General features: G+C 39.0%; 31 protein-coding genes. All 31 read right to left on the bottom strand.

Translation table 11 applies throughout. The features are described from left to right. Positions 1-431: 431 nt before the first annotated feature. Positions 432-1,118, bottom strand: coding sequence for a KinB-signaling pathway activation protein (locus DEX24_RS06695; protein WP_109305644.1), 687 nt, complete (start codon positions 1,116-1,118; stop codon positions 432-434). Positions 1,119-1,257: 139 nt separating this feature from the next. Continuing rightward, entirely contained in the window at positions 1,258-2,325 is a 1,068-nt protein-coding gene (locus DEX24_RS06700; RefSeq protein WP_109305645.1) for a P-loop NTPase, read from the bottom strand. A 300-nt stretch (positions 2,326-2,625) separates the two neighbouring features. After that, entirely contained in the window at positions 2,626-3,018 is a 393-nt protein-coding gene (gene rpsI / locus DEX24_RS06705) for a 30S ribosomal protein S9 (protein ID WP_109305646.1), read from the bottom strand. 21 nt (positions 3,019-3,039) lie between these two features. Further along, the gene (rplM, locus tag DEX24_RS06710; protein ID WP_109305647.1) at positions 3,040-3,477 is read right to left on the bottom strand and encodes a 50S ribosomal protein L13; all 438 of its coding nucleotides are present in this window, start codon (positions 3,475-3,477) and stop codon (positions 3,040-3,042) included. Positions 3,478-3,651: 174 nt separating this feature from the next. Next, positions 3,652-4,404, bottom strand: a complete 753-nt coding sequence (gene truA, locus DEX24_RS06715) for a tRNA pseudouridine(38-40) synthase TruA (protein ID WP_109305648.1) — start codon at positions 4,402-4,404, stop codon at positions 3,652-3,654. A gap of 15 nt (positions 4,405-4,419) precedes the next feature. Beyond that, complete coding sequence (locus DEX24_RS06720) at positions 4,420-5,223, bottom strand: energy-coupling factor transporter transmembrane component T family protein (protein WP_109305649.1); 804 nt, start codon at positions 5,221-5,223, stop codon at positions 4,420-4,422. Then, positions 5,220-6,092 (bottom strand): energy-coupling factor ABC transporter ATP-binding protein, encoded by an 873-nt coding sequence (locus DEX24_RS06725; RefSeq protein ID WP_109305650.1) that lies wholly within the window; start codon positions 6,090-6,092, stop codon positions 5,220-5,222. The genes DEX24_RS06720 and DEX24_RS06725 overlap by 4 nt, the downstream gene beginning before the upstream one ends. Beyond that, positions 6,068-6,913, bottom strand: a complete 846-nt coding sequence (locus DEX24_RS06730; protein WP_109305651.1) for an energy-coupling factor ABC transporter ATP-binding protein — start codon at positions 6,911-6,913, stop codon at positions 6,068-6,070. The genes DEX24_RS06725 and DEX24_RS06730 overlap by 25 nt, the downstream gene beginning before the upstream one ends. 397 nt (positions 6,914-7,310) lie before the next feature. Further along, entirely contained in the window at positions 7,311-7,691 is a 381-nt protein-coding gene (gene rplQ / locus DEX24_RS06735; RefSeq protein WP_109305652.1) for a 50S ribosomal protein L17, read from the bottom strand. Positions 7,692-7,746: 55 nt separating this feature from the next. After that, positions 7,747-8,691: a DNA-directed RNA polymerase subunit alpha gene (locus tag DEX24_RS06740; protein WP_109305653.1), complete on the bottom strand. Its 945-nt coding sequence runs from the start codon at positions 8,689-8,691 to the stop codon at positions 7,747-7,749. Positions 8,692-8,819: 128 nt separating this feature from the next. Beyond that, positions 8,820-9,209 (bottom strand): 30S ribosomal protein S11, encoded by a 390-nt coding sequence (gene rpsK, locus DEX24_RS06745; RefSeq protein WP_109305654.1) that lies wholly within the window; start codon positions 9,207-9,209, stop codon positions 8,820-8,822. A gap of 29 nt (positions 9,210-9,238) precedes the next feature. Next, positions 9,239-9,604, bottom strand: coding sequence for a 30S ribosomal protein S13 (gene rpsM, locus DEX24_RS06750; protein ID WP_109305655.1), 366 nt, complete (start codon positions 9,602-9,604; stop codon positions 9,239-9,241). 24 nt (positions 9,605-9,628) lie between these two features. Then, on the bottom strand, positions 9,629-9,742 hold the full coding sequence (gene rpmJ, locus DEX24_RS06755) for a 50S ribosomal protein L36 (protein WP_000868344.1): 114 nt from the start codon (positions 9,740-9,742) through the stop codon (positions 9,629-9,631). Between the two features lie 37 nt (positions 9,743-9,779). Then, a complete protein-coding gene (gene infA / locus DEX24_RS06760; protein WP_109305656.1) occupies positions 9,780-9,998 on the bottom strand; it encodes a translation initiation factor IF-1 in 219 nt (72 codons plus the stop codon). Between the two features lie 450 nt (positions 9,999-10,448). Next, entirely contained in the window at positions 10,449-11,102 is a 654-nt protein-coding gene (locus tag DEX24_RS06765; RefSeq protein WP_109305657.1) for an adenylate kinase, read from the bottom strand. Between the two features lie 67 nt (positions 11,103-11,169). Further along, entirely contained in the window at positions 11,170-12,456 is a 1,287-nt protein-coding gene (gene secY, locus DEX24_RS06770; protein ID WP_109305658.1) for a preprotein translocase subunit SecY, read from the bottom strand. After that, on the bottom strand, positions 12,456-12,896 hold the full coding sequence (gene rplO / locus DEX24_RS06775; protein WP_109305659.1) for a 50S ribosomal protein L15: 441 nt from the start codon (positions 12,894-12,896) through the stop codon (positions 12,456-12,458). The genes secY and rplO overlap by 1 nt, the downstream gene beginning before the upstream one ends. Positions 12,897-12,932: 36 nt before the next feature. Then, entirely contained in the window at positions 12,933-13,115 is a 183-nt protein-coding gene (gene rpmD, locus DEX24_RS06780; protein WP_109305660.1) for a 50S ribosomal protein L30, read from the bottom strand. Between the two features lie 14 nt (positions 13,116-13,129). Then, positions 13,130-13,633 (bottom strand): 30S ribosomal protein S5, encoded by a 504-nt coding sequence (gene rpsE, locus DEX24_RS06785; protein ID WP_109305661.1) that lies wholly within the window; start codon positions 13,631-13,633, stop codon positions 13,130-13,132. Between the two features lie 21 nt (positions 13,634-13,654). Next, positions 13,655-14,014 carry a 50S ribosomal protein L18 gene (gene rplR, locus DEX24_RS06790; RefSeq protein WP_109305662.1) on the bottom strand — a complete coding sequence of 120 codons (360 nt, stop codon included), beginning with the start codon at positions 14,012-14,014 and terminating at the stop codon, positions 13,655-13,657. A gap of 42 nt (positions 14,015-14,056) precedes the next feature. After that, positions 14,057-14,596, bottom strand: a complete 540-nt coding sequence (gene rplF, locus DEX24_RS06795; RefSeq protein WP_109305663.1) for a 50S ribosomal protein L6 — start codon at positions 14,594-14,596, stop codon at positions 14,057-14,059. 32 nt (positions 14,597-14,628) lie between these two features. Continuing rightward, positions 14,629-15,027, bottom strand: coding sequence for a 30S ribosomal protein S8 (gene rpsH / locus DEX24_RS06800; RefSeq protein ID WP_109305664.1), 399 nt, complete (start codon positions 15,025-15,027; stop codon positions 14,629-14,631). Between the two features lie 28 nt (positions 15,028-15,055). Continuing rightward, a complete protein-coding gene (locus DEX24_RS06805; protein WP_109305665.1) occupies positions 15,056-15,241 on the bottom strand; it encodes a type Z 30S ribosomal protein S14 in 186 nt (61 codons plus the stop codon). Between the two features lie 16 nt (positions 15,242-15,257). Next, the gene (gene rplE / locus DEX24_RS06810; protein ID WP_109305666.1) at positions 15,258-15,797 is read right to left on the bottom strand and encodes a 50S ribosomal protein L5; all 540 of its coding nucleotides are present in this window, start codon (positions 15,795-15,797) and stop codon (positions 15,258-15,260) included. A gap of 25 nt (positions 15,798-15,822) precedes the next feature. Continuing rightward, a complete protein-coding gene (gene rplX / locus DEX24_RS06815) occupies positions 15,823-16,131 on the bottom strand; it encodes a 50S ribosomal protein L24 (RefSeq protein WP_109305667.1) in 309 nt (102 codons plus the stop codon). A gap of 38 nt (positions 16,132-16,169) precedes the next feature. Beyond that, positions 16,170-16,538 (bottom strand): 50S ribosomal protein L14, encoded by a 369-nt coding sequence (gene rplN, locus DEX24_RS06820; RefSeq protein WP_109305668.1) that lies wholly within the window; start codon positions 16,536-16,538, stop codon positions 16,170-16,172. Between the two features lie 39 nt (positions 16,539-16,577). Continuing rightward, positions 16,578-16,841, bottom strand: coding sequence for a 30S ribosomal protein S17 (rpsQ, locus tag DEX24_RS06825; RefSeq protein ID WP_109305669.1), 264 nt, complete (start codon positions 16,839-16,841; stop codon positions 16,578-16,580). 22 nt (positions 16,842-16,863) lie between these two features. Beyond that, positions 16,864-17,061 carry a 50S ribosomal protein L29 gene (rpmC, locus tag DEX24_RS06830; protein ID WP_109305670.1) on the bottom strand — a complete coding sequence of 66 codons (198 nt, stop codon included), beginning with the start codon at positions 17,059-17,061 and terminating at the stop codon, positions 16,864-16,866. Beyond that, the gene (gene rplP / locus DEX24_RS06835) at positions 17,051-17,485 is read right to left on the bottom strand and encodes a 50S ribosomal protein L16 (protein WP_109305671.1); all 435 of its coding nucleotides are present in this window, start codon (positions 17,483-17,485) and stop codon (positions 17,051-17,053) included. The genes rpmC and rplP overlap by 11 nt, the downstream gene beginning before the upstream one ends. Position 17,486: 1 nt before the next feature. Then, positions 17,487-18,143 (bottom strand): 30S ribosomal protein S3, encoded by a 657-nt coding sequence (rpsC, locus tag DEX24_RS06840; protein WP_109305672.1) that lies wholly within the window; start codon positions 18,141-18,143, stop codon positions 17,487-17,489. 4 nt (positions 18,144-18,147) lie between these two features. Further along, the gene (gene rplV, locus DEX24_RS06845) at positions 18,148-18,492 is read right to left on the bottom strand and encodes a 50S ribosomal protein L22 (RefSeq protein WP_109305673.1); all 345 of its coding nucleotides are present in this window, start codon (positions 18,490-18,492) and stop codon (positions 18,148-18,150) included. Positions 18,493-18,511 lie beyond the last annotated feature (19 nt).

An 18,511-nucleotide genomic window follows, 5' to 3' on the forward strand; every position in this document is an offset into this window, starting at 1 on the left:
TCGATAACGACATTCTACGAATAGAATGTCTTCGTTTGCTTACGCACTAATTAAAGTTTGTAAGACTTTATATTGATTAACTTCACTGCTTGTTTAGTTTTCAAGGTTCATGTTTTGTTGTTGTCGCAAAGTCACCTTAACGACTTACTTATTATATCATCATAACTTTTCTTTGTCAACAACTTTTTCAAATTGTTTTTTCGAAGATGTTTTTGATGTTTTGTTTGCGTCACCTTAGCGACTTATAATAGTATAGCTGACTTAGTAATCAATGTCAATAATTTTTTAAAAATTAATTTAATTGTTATCGGCGTTGTTTGCTTGTTCAACATTTATAACTATACCTCTTATTCTACAAACTGTCAACAAATTATTTTGATATAATTTAAAAAGAAGCTGTATCGCTATCTATTAGCGTCCAGCTTCTTTAATTATTTTGATTGAGGTGTCATTTGTGCTGCTTTACGTTCTTTTCTTCTTTTAGCTCTTTTTTCAATATCAGCAATTGATTTTGCATTATACTTCGGTAAAATCAGTAACTGATACATATTGACACTTAATATTGGAAAAATCAGTAGTGCTACAAACATATCACCATTACTCGTTTTAACCCACAGGGCAATTAACCATTCCAACGAACTAACAACAATCATAAAAAAGAGCGCTGAAATAAAAACATGCTTTTTCCCTGTAAGACGTACTTTTTGATGAGCCGTGAATACAGCTACTCCTAATAGAAGAATCAGCAAACCACTATACAAGAGCCAATCATGCCACCCCGTTGCCGATGGTTTGAATCTAAAGAGTATAAGATCAACTATTGCCATGATGATTAAAAGTAATTGTATCCAGTTCCAAAGTGTTAAGGATCTGAATAAGTTCACACCGATTTGATGAATTGTTAAATAAGCAAAATAACCCGTTTGCACTACTACGCTCATTGTAAAGCCCAATCCTACAAACCAAATAAATCCGACAATTATATTCTTCCAGTCTCCATCTATATACAATGGTTTATAAAAGTCATTCCATTGAATAATCAAACTCGCTATCCCTGTAATTGCTCCCCCGATTAGTAAAGACATCGTGAAAAACTTCAGCCAATTTCGTATCGTCAATTTTACGCCTCCTCTATTTCATTGTTATGTAAATGGTATAAATAAGTATTTCTTCCATTATACTATGTTTTTCCCTTTTTTCATGTAAAAAAAAGAACCCTTTACGTATTTTGTAAAGGGTTCTGCTATCTGTTGTCGTCTATTGATCTTTTTTATCTAATTGATCGATTACTTTTTCTGCGATATCAATAAACAGCTGACCTGTTGAATGGTTGCGTGCGTATACGGATGGCGCAAAATCTGCTTCAATAATTTCTGGTTGACCTAGCGGAATTTGACCCAATAAATCAGCGCGTAGTTCTTCAGCTAATTTATTACCGCCACCTTTACCAAAGACAAACTCTTTTTGACCTGATACATCTGATTGGAACCAAGACATATTTTCAATAACACCAATAATATGATGATTTGTTTTGATCGCCATTGCACCTGCACGAGCAGCAACGAATGCGGCTGTTGGATGCGGCGTAGTAACAACAATTTCATTTGATTCTGGTAACATTTGGTGAATGTCTAAAGCAATATCTCCTGTACCAGGTGGTAAGTCTAATAGAAGATAGTCTAACTCTCCCCACTCTACATCGCGGAAGAATTGATCTAATACTTTACCTAACATCGGACCACGCCATACGACTGGCGCATTATTTTCTACGAAGAATCCCATAGAAATCATTTTCACACCAAAGCGTTCAACTGGATAAATGCGATCATCAACCACTTTAGGCATTGTTTGAACACCCATCATGTCTGGTACGCTAAAACCATAGATATCAGCATCAATTAACCCTACTTTTTTACCTAAACGTGCTAATGCTACAGCAAGATTGACAGATACAGTTGATTTACCAACGCCACCTTTACCTGACGCAATCGAGATGAATTTTGTATTATTTAATGGGGATAGCATATCTTGCGCTTCAGCAGGCGTCGCTACGCCACGGAATTGTTCTAATTTAGAAGGATCAAGTTCAGAGAATCGAATACCTACAGACTTAGCACCTGCACCTTTTAATACATCAACAATCTCCATTTGAAGTGTTAATTGTTCAGGCGTACCTGTTTTCGCTACGGCAATTTTCACGCTGACATGTTCTTTTTCTTCTTTAATTGAAACTTCAACGATTCCCTCTGTCTCTGCTAATGTTTTATGTAAAAAGGGATCTTTTAAAGCGCCAATAATTTCGCGGACTTGTTGTTCATTAATCACTTATAACACTCCTTATTTATATCAATATCTTCATTTAGTATAACATAGTCGTTCTGAAAACCATTCATATTTTGCCCTCAATTCATTGCATTATGCTACGATCAGTATTTTGATATTTACTGATTATCTACTGGCTTGTTGAATATTATATCTAGTCGCTAGTAAAAAAACTGTCACTTCAATAGATTATTTCTTTCTATTACGGTAACAACTACGATTTGACAAAGAATCTTTTTAAACGCAAAAAAGCTCTTTCCCACAAAAGTGAGAAAGAGCTTCCACAAAACGCGAATCGATTGATTAACGTTTTGAGAATTGAGGTGCACGACGAGCGCCGCGTAGACCTGGTTTTTTACGTTCTTTCATACGAGGGTCACGAGTAAGTAAACCTGCAGATTTAAGAACTGAACGGAAATCAGGATCAACAGTTAGTAACGCGCGAGCGATACCGTGACGCACTGCGCCAGCTTGACCTGTGTATCCACCGCCATTCACGTTTACGTGAATGTCATAGCTGCCTAGTGTTTCAGTAGCTACTAATGGTTGTTTGATAATTTCGCGTAAAGATGCGAATGGTACGTAATCTTCAACAACACGGTTGTTAATTACGATATTGCCTTCGCCTGGTACTAAACGTACGCGGGCAGTTGAGCTTTTACGACGACCTGTGCCGATATATTGAACTTGTGCCAAGGGTGTATCCTCCTCTAATAATTATCCGCGAAGCGTGTAAGCTTCTGGTTTTTGTGCTGCGTGTGGGTGCTCTGGACCAGCATAAACGTTCAATTTAGTGAACATTTGACGACCTAAAGAGTTTTTAGGAAGCATGCCTTTGATTGCTAACTCAAGCATTTGACGAGGGTATTTTTCTTTCATTTCGCCAGCTGTACGTTGTTTTAAACCACCAGTGTATTGAGTGTGACGGTAGTAAATTTTACCTTCTAATTTATTACCTGTTAAATGAATTTTCTCAACGTTAATTAAGATGACATGGTCACCAGTGTCAACGTTTGGTGTGAAAATCGCTTTGTGTTTACCGCGTAAAATAGCTGCTACCTCTGAAGCTAAACGACCAAGTGTTTGGCCTTCTGCATCGATAACTAACCATTTACGTTCTACTTCGTGACCTTTAGCCATGAATGTTGTACGCATAATAGTATCCTCCTACTAACTAATTGTTCTATAATTCTGTTCCAATTGTTTTCTTTATCCGCATAAGTTAAGATTCGGGGCTTATCTTGTGGGGTAATGAAAATACCATAAGTCATCGTATAATAAAAAACAACATAAGTCAAGTTTTTTCAAAAAACGCCAGGTGATGTTGTTTCACTCTGGATAATAGACAGTTTCAAGGTATAAACCTTGTGGTGGTGCAGTTTTGCCAGCTGTTGTACGATTGATTGACGCGACAATGTCCTTCAGCTGAGCTGAATTTCTTTTGCCAATGCCCACTTCCCATAATGTGCCTGCAATAATGCGTACCATATTGTATAAAAAACCGTTTCCTGTAATGATCATATGCAATTCATTGCCATGCCATTCAAACTCGAGTGCCGTAACAGTACGCACTTTATCGACAACACTTGTATTTGCAGCGCAAAAACAAGAGAAATCATGCGTTCCCAAAATATACTGTGCAGCTTTTTTCATTTCTTCGACATCTGGTGTCACCCCATTGGTGGGTGTTGCATAAAAACGTCTAAAAGGGCTTTGCACCTTTTCACAAGACCAAATATAACGGTACCGCTTGCCATGAACATTATATCTAGCATGAAAATCAGATGCGACTTCTTCTACTTTCACAACTCGAATATCACTTGGGAGTTGGACGTTTAATGCGTGTGCATAACGATCAAGGGGAATGGATAGCGTCGTATCAAAATGGAGTACCTGTCCAGTTGCATGAACACGTGCATCCGTTCTTCCACTTGCTGTCACTTGGACAATCTTTTCATTTTTATGCATGACAGTTAGCACTTTCTCAATTTCTTCTTGAACAGTCCTTTGATTGGGCTGAACCTGATAGCCAGAGAAGTTTGTACCATCATATGCGATTGTAGCTTTCATTCTTCTTTTCATCGTTATGCAAGTCTCCTATTTCGTCGTTCTAAAATAATATAATCCTACAGCAAATAACACCAGTAGTAGTAAAGCATAGGTGTCACGCATCGACCATTTTAACTGACGATAACGCGTTCGTCCTTCGCCTCCACGATAACCGCGTACTTCCATCGCCGTAGCAAGGTCCTCAGCACGTTTGAAGGCGCTGACGAACAATGGAATGAGCAATGGCACAACAGCCTTTAAACGCTCTTTAATGGTCCCTGATGTCACATCTGAGCCACGTGCCATTTGCGCTTTCATAATCTTATCTGTTTCGTCCATTAACGTTGGTATAAAACGTAAGGCAATCGACATCATCAATGCCAACTCGTGAACAGGTACCTTTATTTTTTTTAACGGGTTCAATAAGGTTTCTAAACCGTCCGTAATCGAGATTGGTGACGTCGTCAACGTTAAGATCGATGTCATGAATACAAGAACAAGGAATCGTATAGAGATGAATATCCCCTGTTTGACACCTTCTTCTTGGATATTGAATATACCCCAATCGATCAAGACCGTGCCACCTTTTGTGAAAAATACATGAATCAAGAAAGTGAACACCATCAAAATCATAACAGGTTTCAAACCATTGATTAAAAAATACAAACGAATACGTGATAATGCGATTACAAAAAATGTCACAACGACTAATGCAATATAAGTTGGTATGTTATTGGCAATGAACACGACCAATATAAATGCAAAGACGAAAACGAGTTTCGCTCGCGGATCCATTTTATGTACGAAGGAATCTCCTGGTATGAAACGACCAAATATCATTTTTTCCATCATGATTCTTCACGCACCTTTTTAGCTGCTCTAGCAATTTCATCAACGAGGTCTTCTTCCGTTAGGCATAGCTTCGCTAATTTACTACCAAGGCGTTGTTCTAAGCGCATTTGAAATGCTACGACATGTGGCACTTTCAAGCGATACTGAGCGAGCTTGTCTACATCCTTAAAAATTTCTCTAGGCATGCCACGCAATACGCTTTTACCATCGTGCATAATCGTCAAATCATCTGCATAGCGCGCAGCATCTTCCATGCTATGTGTAACGAGAATCATTGTTAAATTATGATCCTTTTGAAGCTTGCTAAACAATTCCATAATATTATGACGACCTCGTGGATCTAGGCCGGCTGTTGGCTCATCTAGAACAATAACATCTGGTTTCATCGCTAATACACCGGCAATCGCTACACGTCTCATCTGTCCACCAGATAAATCAAATGGTGATTTCTGTAATATCGAGTCATCCAAACCGACAGTTTTAATCACCTCATGCGCTCGTGCATATGCTTCTTCTTCTGATACACCAAAATTCATCGGACCAAAGGCAATGTCTTTTAAGACCGTTTCTTCAAAAAGTTGATGTTCCGGAAACTGAAAAACGATGCCTATATGTTGTCGAACCTGCCGTAATTTTTTATTCTTTTTTCCAGCCTCAATCATCTCATCACCGATTTTCACAATACCTTCACTCGGTTTTAATAGCGCATTTAAATGTTGTAATACGGTCGATTTACCAGAACCAGTATGACCAATAATTGCATGGTATTTACCACTTTCAATCATCAAATCAACACCAAATAATGCAGCTTTTTCAAACGGTGTACCTTTTGCATAAGAATAACTTACTTTTTGAAGTTCGATATCCATAAATTCTCCACCAATTCTTCATCCGACATATGTGTACCGTCTAGCTGAATGCCTTTTTCTTGCAACATTTTAGCCATTTTCATCGAAAAAGGTAAATCCAGTCCAAGCTCTACTAATTCATCACCTAATGCAAAGATTTCAGATGGTTGTCCCTCTGCAAACTTTCTACCTTGATTCATAAACAATATACGATCTGCCAGTATGGCTTCTTCTAAATCATGCGTAATCGATAGCACAGTTAAGCCTGTGTCATCTCGCAGTTTTCTTACTATATCAAGTACTTCTTGTCTGCCTTGTGGATCAAGCATAGACGTTGCTTCATCTAAAATCAAAAGTTTTGGTCGCAATGCCAATGCGCCTGCAATGGCAACACGTTGTTTTTGCCCACCAGATAGATGCTGTGGTTCATGATTCAAAAATTGCTCCATTTTTACTTGCGCTAAAGATTGATGTACGCGAGCGACCATATCTTCATAAGGTACACCGTTATTTTCTAAAGCGAAAGCCACATCATCTTGTACAGTAGCACCAACAAATTGATTATCTGGGTTTTGGAAAACCATACCGAGTTCTGTGCGGATAGACCAAAGATTATCTTCGTTCATCAGTTTACCAAATACGGTTACATCTCCACTTTGAGGGAAAAGTAAACCATTTATGATACGGGCTATAGTCGATTTACCAGAGCCATTATGCCCAACGATTGCAATCCACTCACCTTCAGTCACAGTAAAGGATACATCTTCCACTGCATTTTTCACCTCAGGTTGGTCTACCTCATATGAGAATATAATGTTATTTAACGTTAATATGTTATTCATACGATTTCCCCCCTCCATTTCAATACTATACGATGCTTTACTCATCTATTTAACTTACACTGTTTTATGTTTGATTGCTAGGTAGAATTTTCTATGTATAAAAATACGACTTCGCTAAATAGCAAAAGTCGTCTTTTTTTGTCGTAAAAATAAATAAAAAAGCGCGCACCCCATTCAAGAGAAATGCGCAAATAATTGGTTATCTCACCTGGTCTTAGTTGCTCAGACTAAGTAGGGAATGGGATGCGTAGAGCTAAACGAGACGGCACTTATGTCCGCTCATCATAACACTCAGCTTTTAAATTTGTCGTATAAATCATATCATGTGTTTTTATAAAAAAGAGGGTGCAAAGTTCAGTGTATGAACAAGTACACCCTCCGTTGCATTTGTTAATGATTAAACTAGTTCAATCACAACTATAGGCGCACCGTCACCACGGCGAGGTCCCATTTTCATAATGCGAGTATAACCGCCTTGACGGTCAGTGTAGCGTGGTGCTACGTCATCAAATAATTTTTGCAAAGCAAAAACTGTTGATTCATTACCCTCAGAGTCAGTTGTAGTAGCTAATTCACGACGGATAAAAGCTGCTGCTTGACGACGTGCGTGCAAGTCACCGCGTTTACCTAAAGTGATCATTTTTTCAACTACAGAGCGTAATTCTTTTGCTCTAGTTTCAGTTGTTTCAATGCGCTCGTTAATGATTAAGTCTGTTGCTAAATCACGTAACATCGCTTTACGTTGAGAACTTGTACGTCCAAGTTTTCTGTAACCCATGGATGTTTCCCTCCTTCGTTCAAATACTGATCATGCTTATTATATTAAGATTTGCTTAGTCTTCTTCGCGTAACCCTAAACCAAGCTCTTCTAACTTAGCTTTTACTTCTTCTAATGATTTACGACCTAAGTTACGAACTTTCATCATATCATCCTCAGACTTGTTAGCAAGTTCAAGAACAGTATTGATACCAGCGCGTTTTAGGCAGTTGTAAGAACGAACAGAAAGGTCAAGTTCCTCGATAGTCATCTCAAGAACTTTTTCTTTTTGATCTTCTTCTTTTTCAACCATGATTTCGGCAGATTTTGCCTCATCAGTTAAACCAACGAAGATATTCAAGTGCTCTGTTAAAATCTTAGCACCTAAAGAAATCGCCTCTTTTGGACCGATGCTGCCATCTGTCCACACATCTAGTGAAAGTTTGTCGAAATCAGACGATTGTCCAACACGAGTATTTTCCACAGTGAAGTTGACGCGTGAAACTGGAGTGTAAATAGAGTCGATCGGGATAACGCCGATAGGAAGATCCTCGCGTTTGTTTTGATCAGCTGGAGTATATCCACGCCCACGTTGTGCGTACATACGCATACGTAAATGACCATTTTTAGCAACAGTTGCAATGTATAGATCCGGATTTAACACTTCCACATCACTGTCATGAGTAATATCAGCAGCTGTGATTACACCTTCGCCTGAAAAATCAATTTCAATGACTTTTTCTTCATCAGAGTAAATTTTTAATGCAAGCTTTTTAAGGTTCAAAATAATTGAAGCAACATCCTCCACAACGCCCTCTATAGTAGAGAACTCGTGAAGTACGCCGTCAATTTGAATTGAAGTAACAGCAGCTCCTGGTAAAGAAGACAGAAGAATGCGACGTAGTGAATTACCCAAAGTAGTACCATACCCACGTTCAAGTGGTTCTACAACAAATTTGCCGAATTTAAGGTCATTACTGATCTCAACGGTTTCAATCTTTGGTTTTTCAATTTCGATCATTCAATTTACCCTCCTTAAAAACATCGAATATATATATATTTCAACATAAAATCAAATGTCAATCAATCTTTACGATTGTTAAATATAGTTAAAGTGCCATAATTCAAATCAAAACAGAAACGAATTAATTAAACACGACGACGTTTTGGTGGGCGGCAACCGTTATGAGGAACTGGAGTTACGTCTTTAATAGCTGTAACTTCAAGACCTGCAGCTTGAAGCGCACGAATAGCAGCTTCACGACCTGCACCAGGACCTTTAACAGTTACTTCTAATGTTTTCAAACCGTGTTCCATTGCAGTTTTAGCAGCAGCCTCAGCAGCCATTTGTGATGCGAATGGAGTAGATTTACGTGATCCACGGAAACCTAAAGCACCAGCAGAAGACCAAGAAATAGCATTACCTTGAACATCTGTGATGGTTACGATTGTGTTGTTAAATGTAGAACGGATGTGAGCAATACCAGATTCGATATTCTTTTTCACACGACGTTTACGTGATTGTTGTTTACGTACCATGTTAAGAAGAAACCTCCTTTACTTATTAATTATTTTTTCTTGTTCGCAACAGTTTTACGAGGTCCTTTACGCGTACGCGCGTTGTTCTTCGTATTTTGTCCACGAACTGGTAAACCGCGACGGTGACGGATACCTCTGAATGATCCGATTTCCATTAGACGTTTAATATTAAGTGAGATTTCGCGACGTAAGTCACCCTCTACTTTATATTTATCTAATTGTTCACGGATTTTGTTTAATTGATCTTCATCTAAATCACGAACACGAGTATCTTCTGAAACTCCAGCGCCTGCAAGAACTGCTTTAGCTGTAGTGTTACCGATACCGTAAATGTATGTTAATGAAATTACTACGCGTTTTTCGCGTGGAATGTCAACACCAGCAATACGTGCCATGTATGATGTGCACCTCCTTTGAAATTATCCTTGTTTTTGTTTGTGTTTAGGATTTTCACAGATTACCATTACTTTACCGCGTCGACGAATAACTTTACATTTTTCGCAGATCGGTTTTACTGATGGTCTTACTTTCATCTTAACCTAACCTCCTTGTGGTCCGGAGTGCAAAAGATTATTTAAAACGGTATGTGATACGACCGCGTGTTAAATCATACGGAGATAATTCTATAGTTACTTTATCTCCTGGTAAAATACGGATAAAGTGCATACGGATTTTGCCAGATACATGCGCAAGCACTGTATGACCATTTTCTAATTCTACCTTAAACATCGCGTTTGGCAAAGTTTCAAGAACTTTACCTTCGATTTCAATTACATCGTCTTTCGCCATCGAGCCTGTCTCCCTTCTATATGCAATTCAGGTTCTCATCGTCAAATTCAAACAGAATTTGCTGCAAGTATCATCTTGTGCAAGATAATACGTATCAACATTTGCTTGGTTTATGAAGATGTTCGAAAGACGTTCATAAGGTTTCGCATCTCATAATCCTAGAACAAGTTCGTGGAGAACTTGTATCCTTAATGTCAACACGATCACCCGTAATGTCCTAGATGAGATCCTGCATACCTGTTTTCACAGATACTTTTTCACGAAACCCATTATACCCTGTTGTAATTAAAATTGCATCAAGGACAAAGGGTATCCTTCGTACGAAGCAAATAATTACACAGTGCATAGACCGGGCACAATATGCTTTTGCATCTCTCGAAAATTAAATTCCGTTGTGCCACCGCATAATTCCTTAATTAGGCAGAATTACTGCGCCCGATTATCAGGTTATTAGTTGCGGCTGCTCTTAATAAGAGCATCTACATCAGCAAATACCAAATCGATATTTTGCTGACCATTAATATTTGTTAGAATATTTTTGGCTTTGTAGAAATCAAGCAATGGTTGAGATTGCTTAATATTTACTTCCAGACGGTTATTCACTGTTTCTGGATTATCGTCTGCTCTTTGATAAAGTTCTCCTCCATCTTTGTCACAAACTCCATCTTCTTTCGAAGGTTTGAAGATTAAGTGATAAGACGAACCACATACTTTACAGATGCGACGACCTGTTAAACGTTTGATCAATTCTTCCTTCTCTACTTCGATATTTACAACGTGGTCAACTGATTTGCCAAGTGTAGATAAAATTCCATCTAAAGCTTCAGCTTGTTCAATTGTACGTGGGAAACCATCTAGTAAGAATCCTTGATCGCAATCAGGTTGGCTTAAGCGCTCGCGAACGATTCCAATCGTAACTTCATCAGGAACTAATGCTCCCTTATCCATATACGATTTTGCTTCTAAGCCTAATTCCGTGCCGTTACTAATAGCAGCGCGGAACATATCGCCTGTAGAAATATGAGGGATGTCGTACTTCTCAACAATACGGTCTGCTTGAGTACCTTTACCGGCACCAGGCAAGCCCATCAATATGATATTCATACGGTTAAGCCCCCTATTTTCTTAAATGAAGGTAGTAGGAACAGGAAAGCTCCTAACAAACCGACCTTTATTTCATAAAACCTTTGTAGTGACGTTTTACTAATTGTGATTCTAGTTGTTTCATCGTTTCCAATGCAACACCGACAACAATAATCAAGCTAGTACCACCAATTTGTGCCGATTGAGGTAGATTCGCTATATTAACGAATAATATAGGGAGGACTGCTACAATCGATAAGTAAATTGCTCCTACAAATGTTAAGCGATATAACACACTTGTTAAATAGCTTTCAGTACTCTTACCTGGGCGAATACCCGGGATATAAGCACCTTGCTTTTTCAAGTTATCTGCTACTTTTTCTGGATTCACTTGTACAAATGCATAAAAGTACGTAAACGCAACAATCAATGCAATGTAGATTATCATCCCCACAGGTTTTGAATAATCAAAAGTGTTCTCGATAAATGTGGCAGTTTTGCCTTCACCGAATAAAGATGCAAGTGTTCTAGGTGTTACGATAAACGCAACAGCAAAGATTACTGGAATTACTCCCGCAGCATTAACTTTAAGTGGTAAATGCGATTGTTGTACTCCTCGATTAGCGCTTGTACCCTTCGCATATTGAATTGGAATCTTACGATCCGCTTGTTGGAAGTAAATTACCCCAACGACGATAGCTAAAGCTGCAAGTGCCACAAGTGCAAGTTTTACGATGTTGATGAACATTTGATCACCAGCATTTTCAAGTTGCTGAGCATAAATTTGGTTAACTGTTGTTGGTAGTGCTGCAACGATACCTGCAAAGATTAGAATGGAAATACCATTACCAATACCTTTTTCAGTAATTTGCTCGCCCAACCATAAAAGAAATGCTGTACCGGCAGTTAACACAATGGCAATCGTGAAGTAAGTAAAGAATCCTTCATCTTGTATCAATGAACCGCCATACATACGGTTAAAACCATAAGACATTGCGATTGATTGGATAAATGCTAGGATAATTGCAAAATAACGCGTGAATTGTGCGCTTTTTTTACGACCGGCTTCACCTTGTTTAGACCATTCTGTAAACTTCTTAACGACATCCATTTGTAACAGTTGTACGATGATTGATGCTGTAATATACGGCATGATCCCCATCGCAAAGATTGAGAAGTTTTTTAACGCTCCTCCACCAAATGTATTTAAGAAACCAACCAAGCTATATGATTCAGTGTCTTGTAATACTTTAGCATCCACATTTGGTACTGGTAAAAACGTTCCTATACGGAAGATTACCAGCATCAAAAGTGTAAAGATGATTTTATTTCGAATATCTCTCACACGAAAAAAGCTCGAGATTGTCTGAAACATTAGATCACCTCAATGTTTCCGCCTGCATTTTCGATTGCTTCTTTAGCAGAAGCTGAGAATTTGTGGGCTTTAATAGAAAGCTTTTTATCAAGTGTTCCATTACCTAGAATCTTGATACCAGATTTTTCATTGCCTACAACACCAGTTTCAATTAATAATGCTGGTGTAACTTCTGTGCCTTCTTCAAAACGGTTTAACGCGTCAAGGTTCACGATAGCGAACTCTTTACGGTTAATGTTTGTGAAGCCGCGTTTTGGTAAACGACGGAATAAAGGATTTTGTCCACCTTCAAAACCGGGGCGTACGCCGCCGCCTGAACGAGAATTTTGACCTTTGTGTCCGCGACCTGAAGTTTTACCGTTACCTGTCGCCATACCACGACCTACACGGTTACGTTCTTTACGTGAACCAGCAGCTGGTTCTAACTCATGAAGTTTCATTATTAGATGGCACCTCCTTAAATATTAGATTTGAAATTATTTTTCAATAACTGTTACTAAATGTGAGATTTTCGCAACCGCACCGCGAACAGCAACGTTGTCGTTGTGTTCTACAGTATGATTCACTTTGCGTAAGCCTAGTGCTTCTGCAGTAGCGCGTTGTCCTGGTTTAGTACCAATTAAACTTTTAGTTAGGGTAACTTCTAGTTTGTTTGCCATAGTCATTTCCCCCCTTAACCTAATAGTTCTTCTACTGTTTTGCCACGAAGTTTTGCAACTTCTTCAGCATGTTTAAGTTCTGTTAAACCTTTAACAGTTGCACGCACCATGTTGATCGGTGTGTTTGAACCTAAAGATTTAGAAAGAATATCAGTAATACCAGCAAGTTCTAGTACGGCACGAACAGGACCACCAGCGATAACTCCTGTACCAGGAGAAGCAGGTTTGATCATTACATAACCAGCACCAAATTTACCGAATACTAAGTGAGGTGTAGTACCACCAACACGTGGAACTTCCACTAAGTTTTTCTTCGCGTCTTCAACAGCTTTGCGAATAGCATCAGGTACTTCTTGAGCTTTACCTGTACCAAAACCTACATGGCCATTGCGGTCTCCAACTACTACTAATGCAGTAAAACGGAAACGACGTCCACCTTTTACAACTTTAGCAACGCGGTTGATTGTAACAACGCGTTCTTCAAGTTCTAGTTTGTTTGCGTCAATAATGTGACCCATGAAATGTGTACCTCCTTTTTATTAAAATTCTAAACCGTTTTCGCGGGCAGCTTCAGCTAAAGCTTTTACGCGTCCGTGGTATAAGTAACCGCCACGATCAAAAACAACTTCTTTAATGTTTTTGTCAGCAGCTTTTTTAGCGATAGTTTCACCAATAAGTTTAGCAGATTCAACGTTGCCAGTAGCGCCTTCGAATCCTTTATCCATTGTTGAAGCTGAAACTAATGTTACGCCTTGAGAATCGTCAATTAGTTGAGCGTAGATGTTTTTATTTGAACGGTATACATTTAAACGAGGACGTAATGTAGTACCTGAAATTTTTGCACGCACGCGGCCATGACGTTTTTTACGAACTTGATTTTTATCTTGTTTCGTAATCACAAAAGGTCACTCCTTTCTAAATTAATGCTTGCCTAAGCAGCATTATTTACCTGTTTTACCTTCTTTACGACGAACAACTTCGCCTTCATAACGGATCCCTTTACCTTTATAAGGTTCTGGTGGACGGACGTCACGGATGTTAGATGCAAGAGCACCAACTTGTTCTTTAGAAATACCTTTTACGATAACTTTAGTGTTAGCTGGTACTTCTACTTCGATACCGTCTTCTGGTGTAAACTCAACTGGGTGAGAGAAACCAACGTTAAGTACTAGTTTTTTACCTTGTAATTGGGCACGGTAACCTACACCGATAAGTTCTAAACTCTTAGAAAATCCAACAGAAACACCAGTTACCATGTTAGCTAGTAACGCACGAGTTGTACCGTGGTTAGTACGGTGATCTTTTGAATCAGAAGGACGTTCAACAGTTACGATGTTGCCTTCGATCACGATTTTCATATCTTTGTTGAAAGAGCGAACTAATTCGCCTTTTGGACCTTTAACAGTTGCTACGTTGTCAGCCGAAACCTCAACAGTAACACCAGCAGGTACCTCGATTAGTTTTTTACCTATACGAGACATTTAATGTTGCACCTCCATTCATTTGTTGCTTATTACCAAACGTATGCTAGAATTTCTCCGCCAACTTTTTTAGCGCGAGCTTCTTTATCTGTTAATAAACCGTTTGAAGTTGAAACTAAAGCGATTCCTAGACCGTTCAACACTTTAGGTACTTCTTCAGTTTTAGCGTAAACGCGTAAACCTGGTTTAGAAATACGTTTCAAACCTGTAATAACACGTTCGTTATTTTGACCATATTTTAAGAAAATACGGATAATGCCTTGTTTGTCATCTTCAACATACTCAACATCACGTACAAAACCTTCACGCTTAAGGATTTCAGCGATCTCTTTTTTGATATTAGAAGCCGGAAGCTCTAATTTTTCGTGACGTACCATGTTCGCATTACGAATGCGAGTTAGCATGTCTGCAATCGGATCTGTCATTGTCATTACATTTACCTCCTTCCCAAATTAGGGGTTACCAGCTGGCTTTTTTAACGCCAGGAATTTGTCCCTTGTAAGCAAGTTCTCGGAAACAAATACGGCAAAGTTTAAATTTGCGGTATACAGAATGTGGACGGCCACAGCGTTCACAACGAGTGTATTCCTGAACTTTGAATTTCGAACCGCGTTGTTGCTTGAGGATCATTGATTTTTTAGCCACGATCTCGCCTCCCTTTTTATTTTTGGAATGGCATACCGAATTGAGTTAACAACTCGCGAGCTTCTTCGTCAGAGTTCGCAGTAGTAACGATAACGATATCCATACCGCGTACTTTTGAAACTTTATCATAATCGATTTCCGGGAAAATTAATTGTTCTTTAACACCTAGAGTGTAGTTACCGCGACCATCGAATGCTTTTTTAGAAACACCGTGGAAATCGCGTACACGTGGAAGTGATACAGAGATTAATTTGTCCAAGAAGTCATACATACGTTCTCCACGTAATGTTACTTTAGCACCGATTGGCATTCCTTCACGAAGACGGAAACCAGCGATAGATTTTTTAGCTTTTGTTACTACTGGTTTTTGACCAGTGATAAGTGCTAATTCTTCTACTGCAGTGTCAAGAACTTTAGAGTTTTGAACAGCATCACCAACACCCATATTGACTACAATCTTGTCAACTTTAGGTACTTGCATTATTGAAGTATATTCGAATTTGCTCATTAGAGCAGATGAAACGTCATTTACAAATTTTTCTTTTAGGCGGCTCATGTGTGTACCTCCCCTCTATTAACTATTAGTTGATTACATTGCCTGTTTTTTTAGATACTCGAACTTTTTTGCCATCTTCAATCTTAGAACTTACGCGAGTCGGCTCGCCAGTTTTAGGATCGATTAACATTACGTTCGATACGTGGATTGCAGCCTCTTGGCTAACAATTCCGCCTTGTGGATTTAGTTGGTTAGGTTTAACGTGTTTTTTAACGATGTTAACACCTTCAACTAAAACGCGATCTTTCTTAGGAAATGCAGATAAGATAACGCCTTCTTTGCCTTTATCTTTACCTGTAAGAACTTTGACTTTATCGCCTTTTTTAACGTGCATTTGTCGCACCTCCTTGATGGCTACTTTCATTTGTTTAATTAAAGAACTTCCGGAGCTAATGAAACGATTTTCATGAAGTTGCTATCGCGTAATTCACGAGCAACTGGTCCGAAAATACGTGTTCCTTTTGGAGACTTATCATCTTTGATGATTACGCATGCGTTTTCGTCAAATTTGATGTAAGTACCGTCTTTACGACGAGCACCTGATTTAGTACGAACGATGACAGCTTTCACTACCTCGCCTTTCTTAACAACGCCACCTGGTGTTGCTTTCTTAACTGTACAAACGATAACATCTCCGATGTTAGCAGTTTTACGGCCAGAACCACCAAGTACTTTAATTGTAAGAACTTCTTTAGCGCCAGAGTTATCGGCAACTTTCAAACGACTTTCTTGTTGAATCACTTAGGTTACCTCCCTTCGGATCTTGTGTTCCGAAATTATTTAGATAATAACCGCTTTTTCTACAACTTCAACTAAACGGAAACGTTTAGTAGCTGATAGCGGACGAGTTTCCATTATGCGGACGATATCTCCAACGTTTACTTCGTTGTTTTCATCATGCGCTTTGAACTTTTTAGAGTATTTTACACGTTTACCATATAATGCGTGTTTCTTATGAGTTTCAACTAATACTGTAATAGTTTTGTCCATTTTATCAGAAACTACACGGCCAGTGTATACTTTGCGTTGGTTACGCTCAGTCATGTTACAAACCTCCTTCGATCAGTTATTTAGCACTGATTTCTCTTTGACGAATAACAGTTTTCATTCGTGCAATTGATTTACGTACTTCACGAATTCGAGCTGTGTTTTCTAATTGACCAGTCGCTAGTTGGAAGCGTAGGTTGAAAAGCTCTTCTTTCAGTGATTTTACTTTACTTTCGATCTCAACACTTGTAAGTTCACGGATATCATTAGCTTTCATTAGATTCACCACCAATTTCTTCTCGTTTCACGATTTTACACTTAACTGGCAATTTATGTGATGCAAGACGTAGTGCTTCGCGAGCGATCTCTTCTGTCACGCCGCCTATTTCAAACATAATACGACCTGGTTTTACTACTGCTACCCAACCTTCAGGAGCACCTTTCCCGGAACCCATACGAACTTCAAGAGGCTTTTTAGTATAAGGTTTGTGTGGGAAAATATTAATCCATACTTTACCGCCACGTTTTGTGTAACGTGTCATAGCAATACGAGCAGCTTCAATTTGACGGTTAGTAATCCAGCTAGCTGTTTGGGCTTGTAAGCCGTATTCGCCAAAGTTTACTTCAGTGCCGCCTTTTGCTTTACCTTTCATATTACCGCGGTGTACACGACGATATTTTACGCGTTTTGGCAATAACATATTATTTGCCTCCTTCCACAGAGTTCTTCTTAGTTGGAAGTACTTCTCCACGGTAGATCCATACTTTAACACCTAACTTACCATAAGTTGTGTCAGCTTCAGCGTGAGCATAATCAATGTCAGCGCGAAGAGTATGAAGTGGAACAGTTCCTTCACTGTAATGCTCAGCACGAGCGATATCAGCGCCACCTAAACGACCAGAAACTTGAGTTTTAATACCTTTAGCTCCTGCACGCATAGTGCGAGTGATAGTTTGTTTTTGTGCACGACGGAACGATACACGGTTTTCTAATTGACGAGCGATATTCTCAGCAACTAGTTTAGCATCAAGATCAGCGCGTTTGATTTCAACGATATTGATGTGTACGCGTTTGCCAGTCATAGCGTTAAGGTTTTTACGAAGTGATTCTACTTCAGTACCACCCTTACCGATAACCATACCTGGTTTCGCAGTACTAATTGTAATGTTTACTTTATTAGCAGCGCGTTCAATTTCAACTTTAGAAACTGAAGCTTCTTTTAAAGCTGTTTCAATGAAAGTACGTACTTTGATATCTTCGTGAAGAAGTGTCGCATAGTCTTTTTCAGCATACCAGCGAGACTCCCAGTCACGGATGATACCAACACGTAAACCTATTGGATGTACTTTTTGACCCACGGTATTATCCCTCCTTCTTCTCAGATACCACTAGTGTAATGTGGCTTGTACGTTTGTTAATCGCACTAGCACGACCTTGTGCGCGTGGACGGAAACGTTTTAATGTTGCACCTTCGTCTACAAATACTTCTGAAACGATTAGGCTGTTTACATCTAAATCATAGTTGTGCTCTGCATTTGCGATTGCTGATTTTAATACTTTTTCCACTACTGGTGAAGCAGCTTTTGGAGTTAGTTTTAAAATAGAAATTGCTTCGCCAACTTGCTTGCCTCTAATTAAGTCTACTACTAGACGAACCTTACGAGGAGCAATGCGAACTGTGCGAGCGATTGCTTTAGCTTGTTGCATTAGGATTGACCTCCCCTCT

Source organism: Kurthia sibirica, from assembly GCF_003143975.1.
Taxonomy (GTDB): Bacteria; Bacillota; Bacilli; order Bacillales_A; family Planococcaceae; genus Kurthia; species Kurthia sibirica.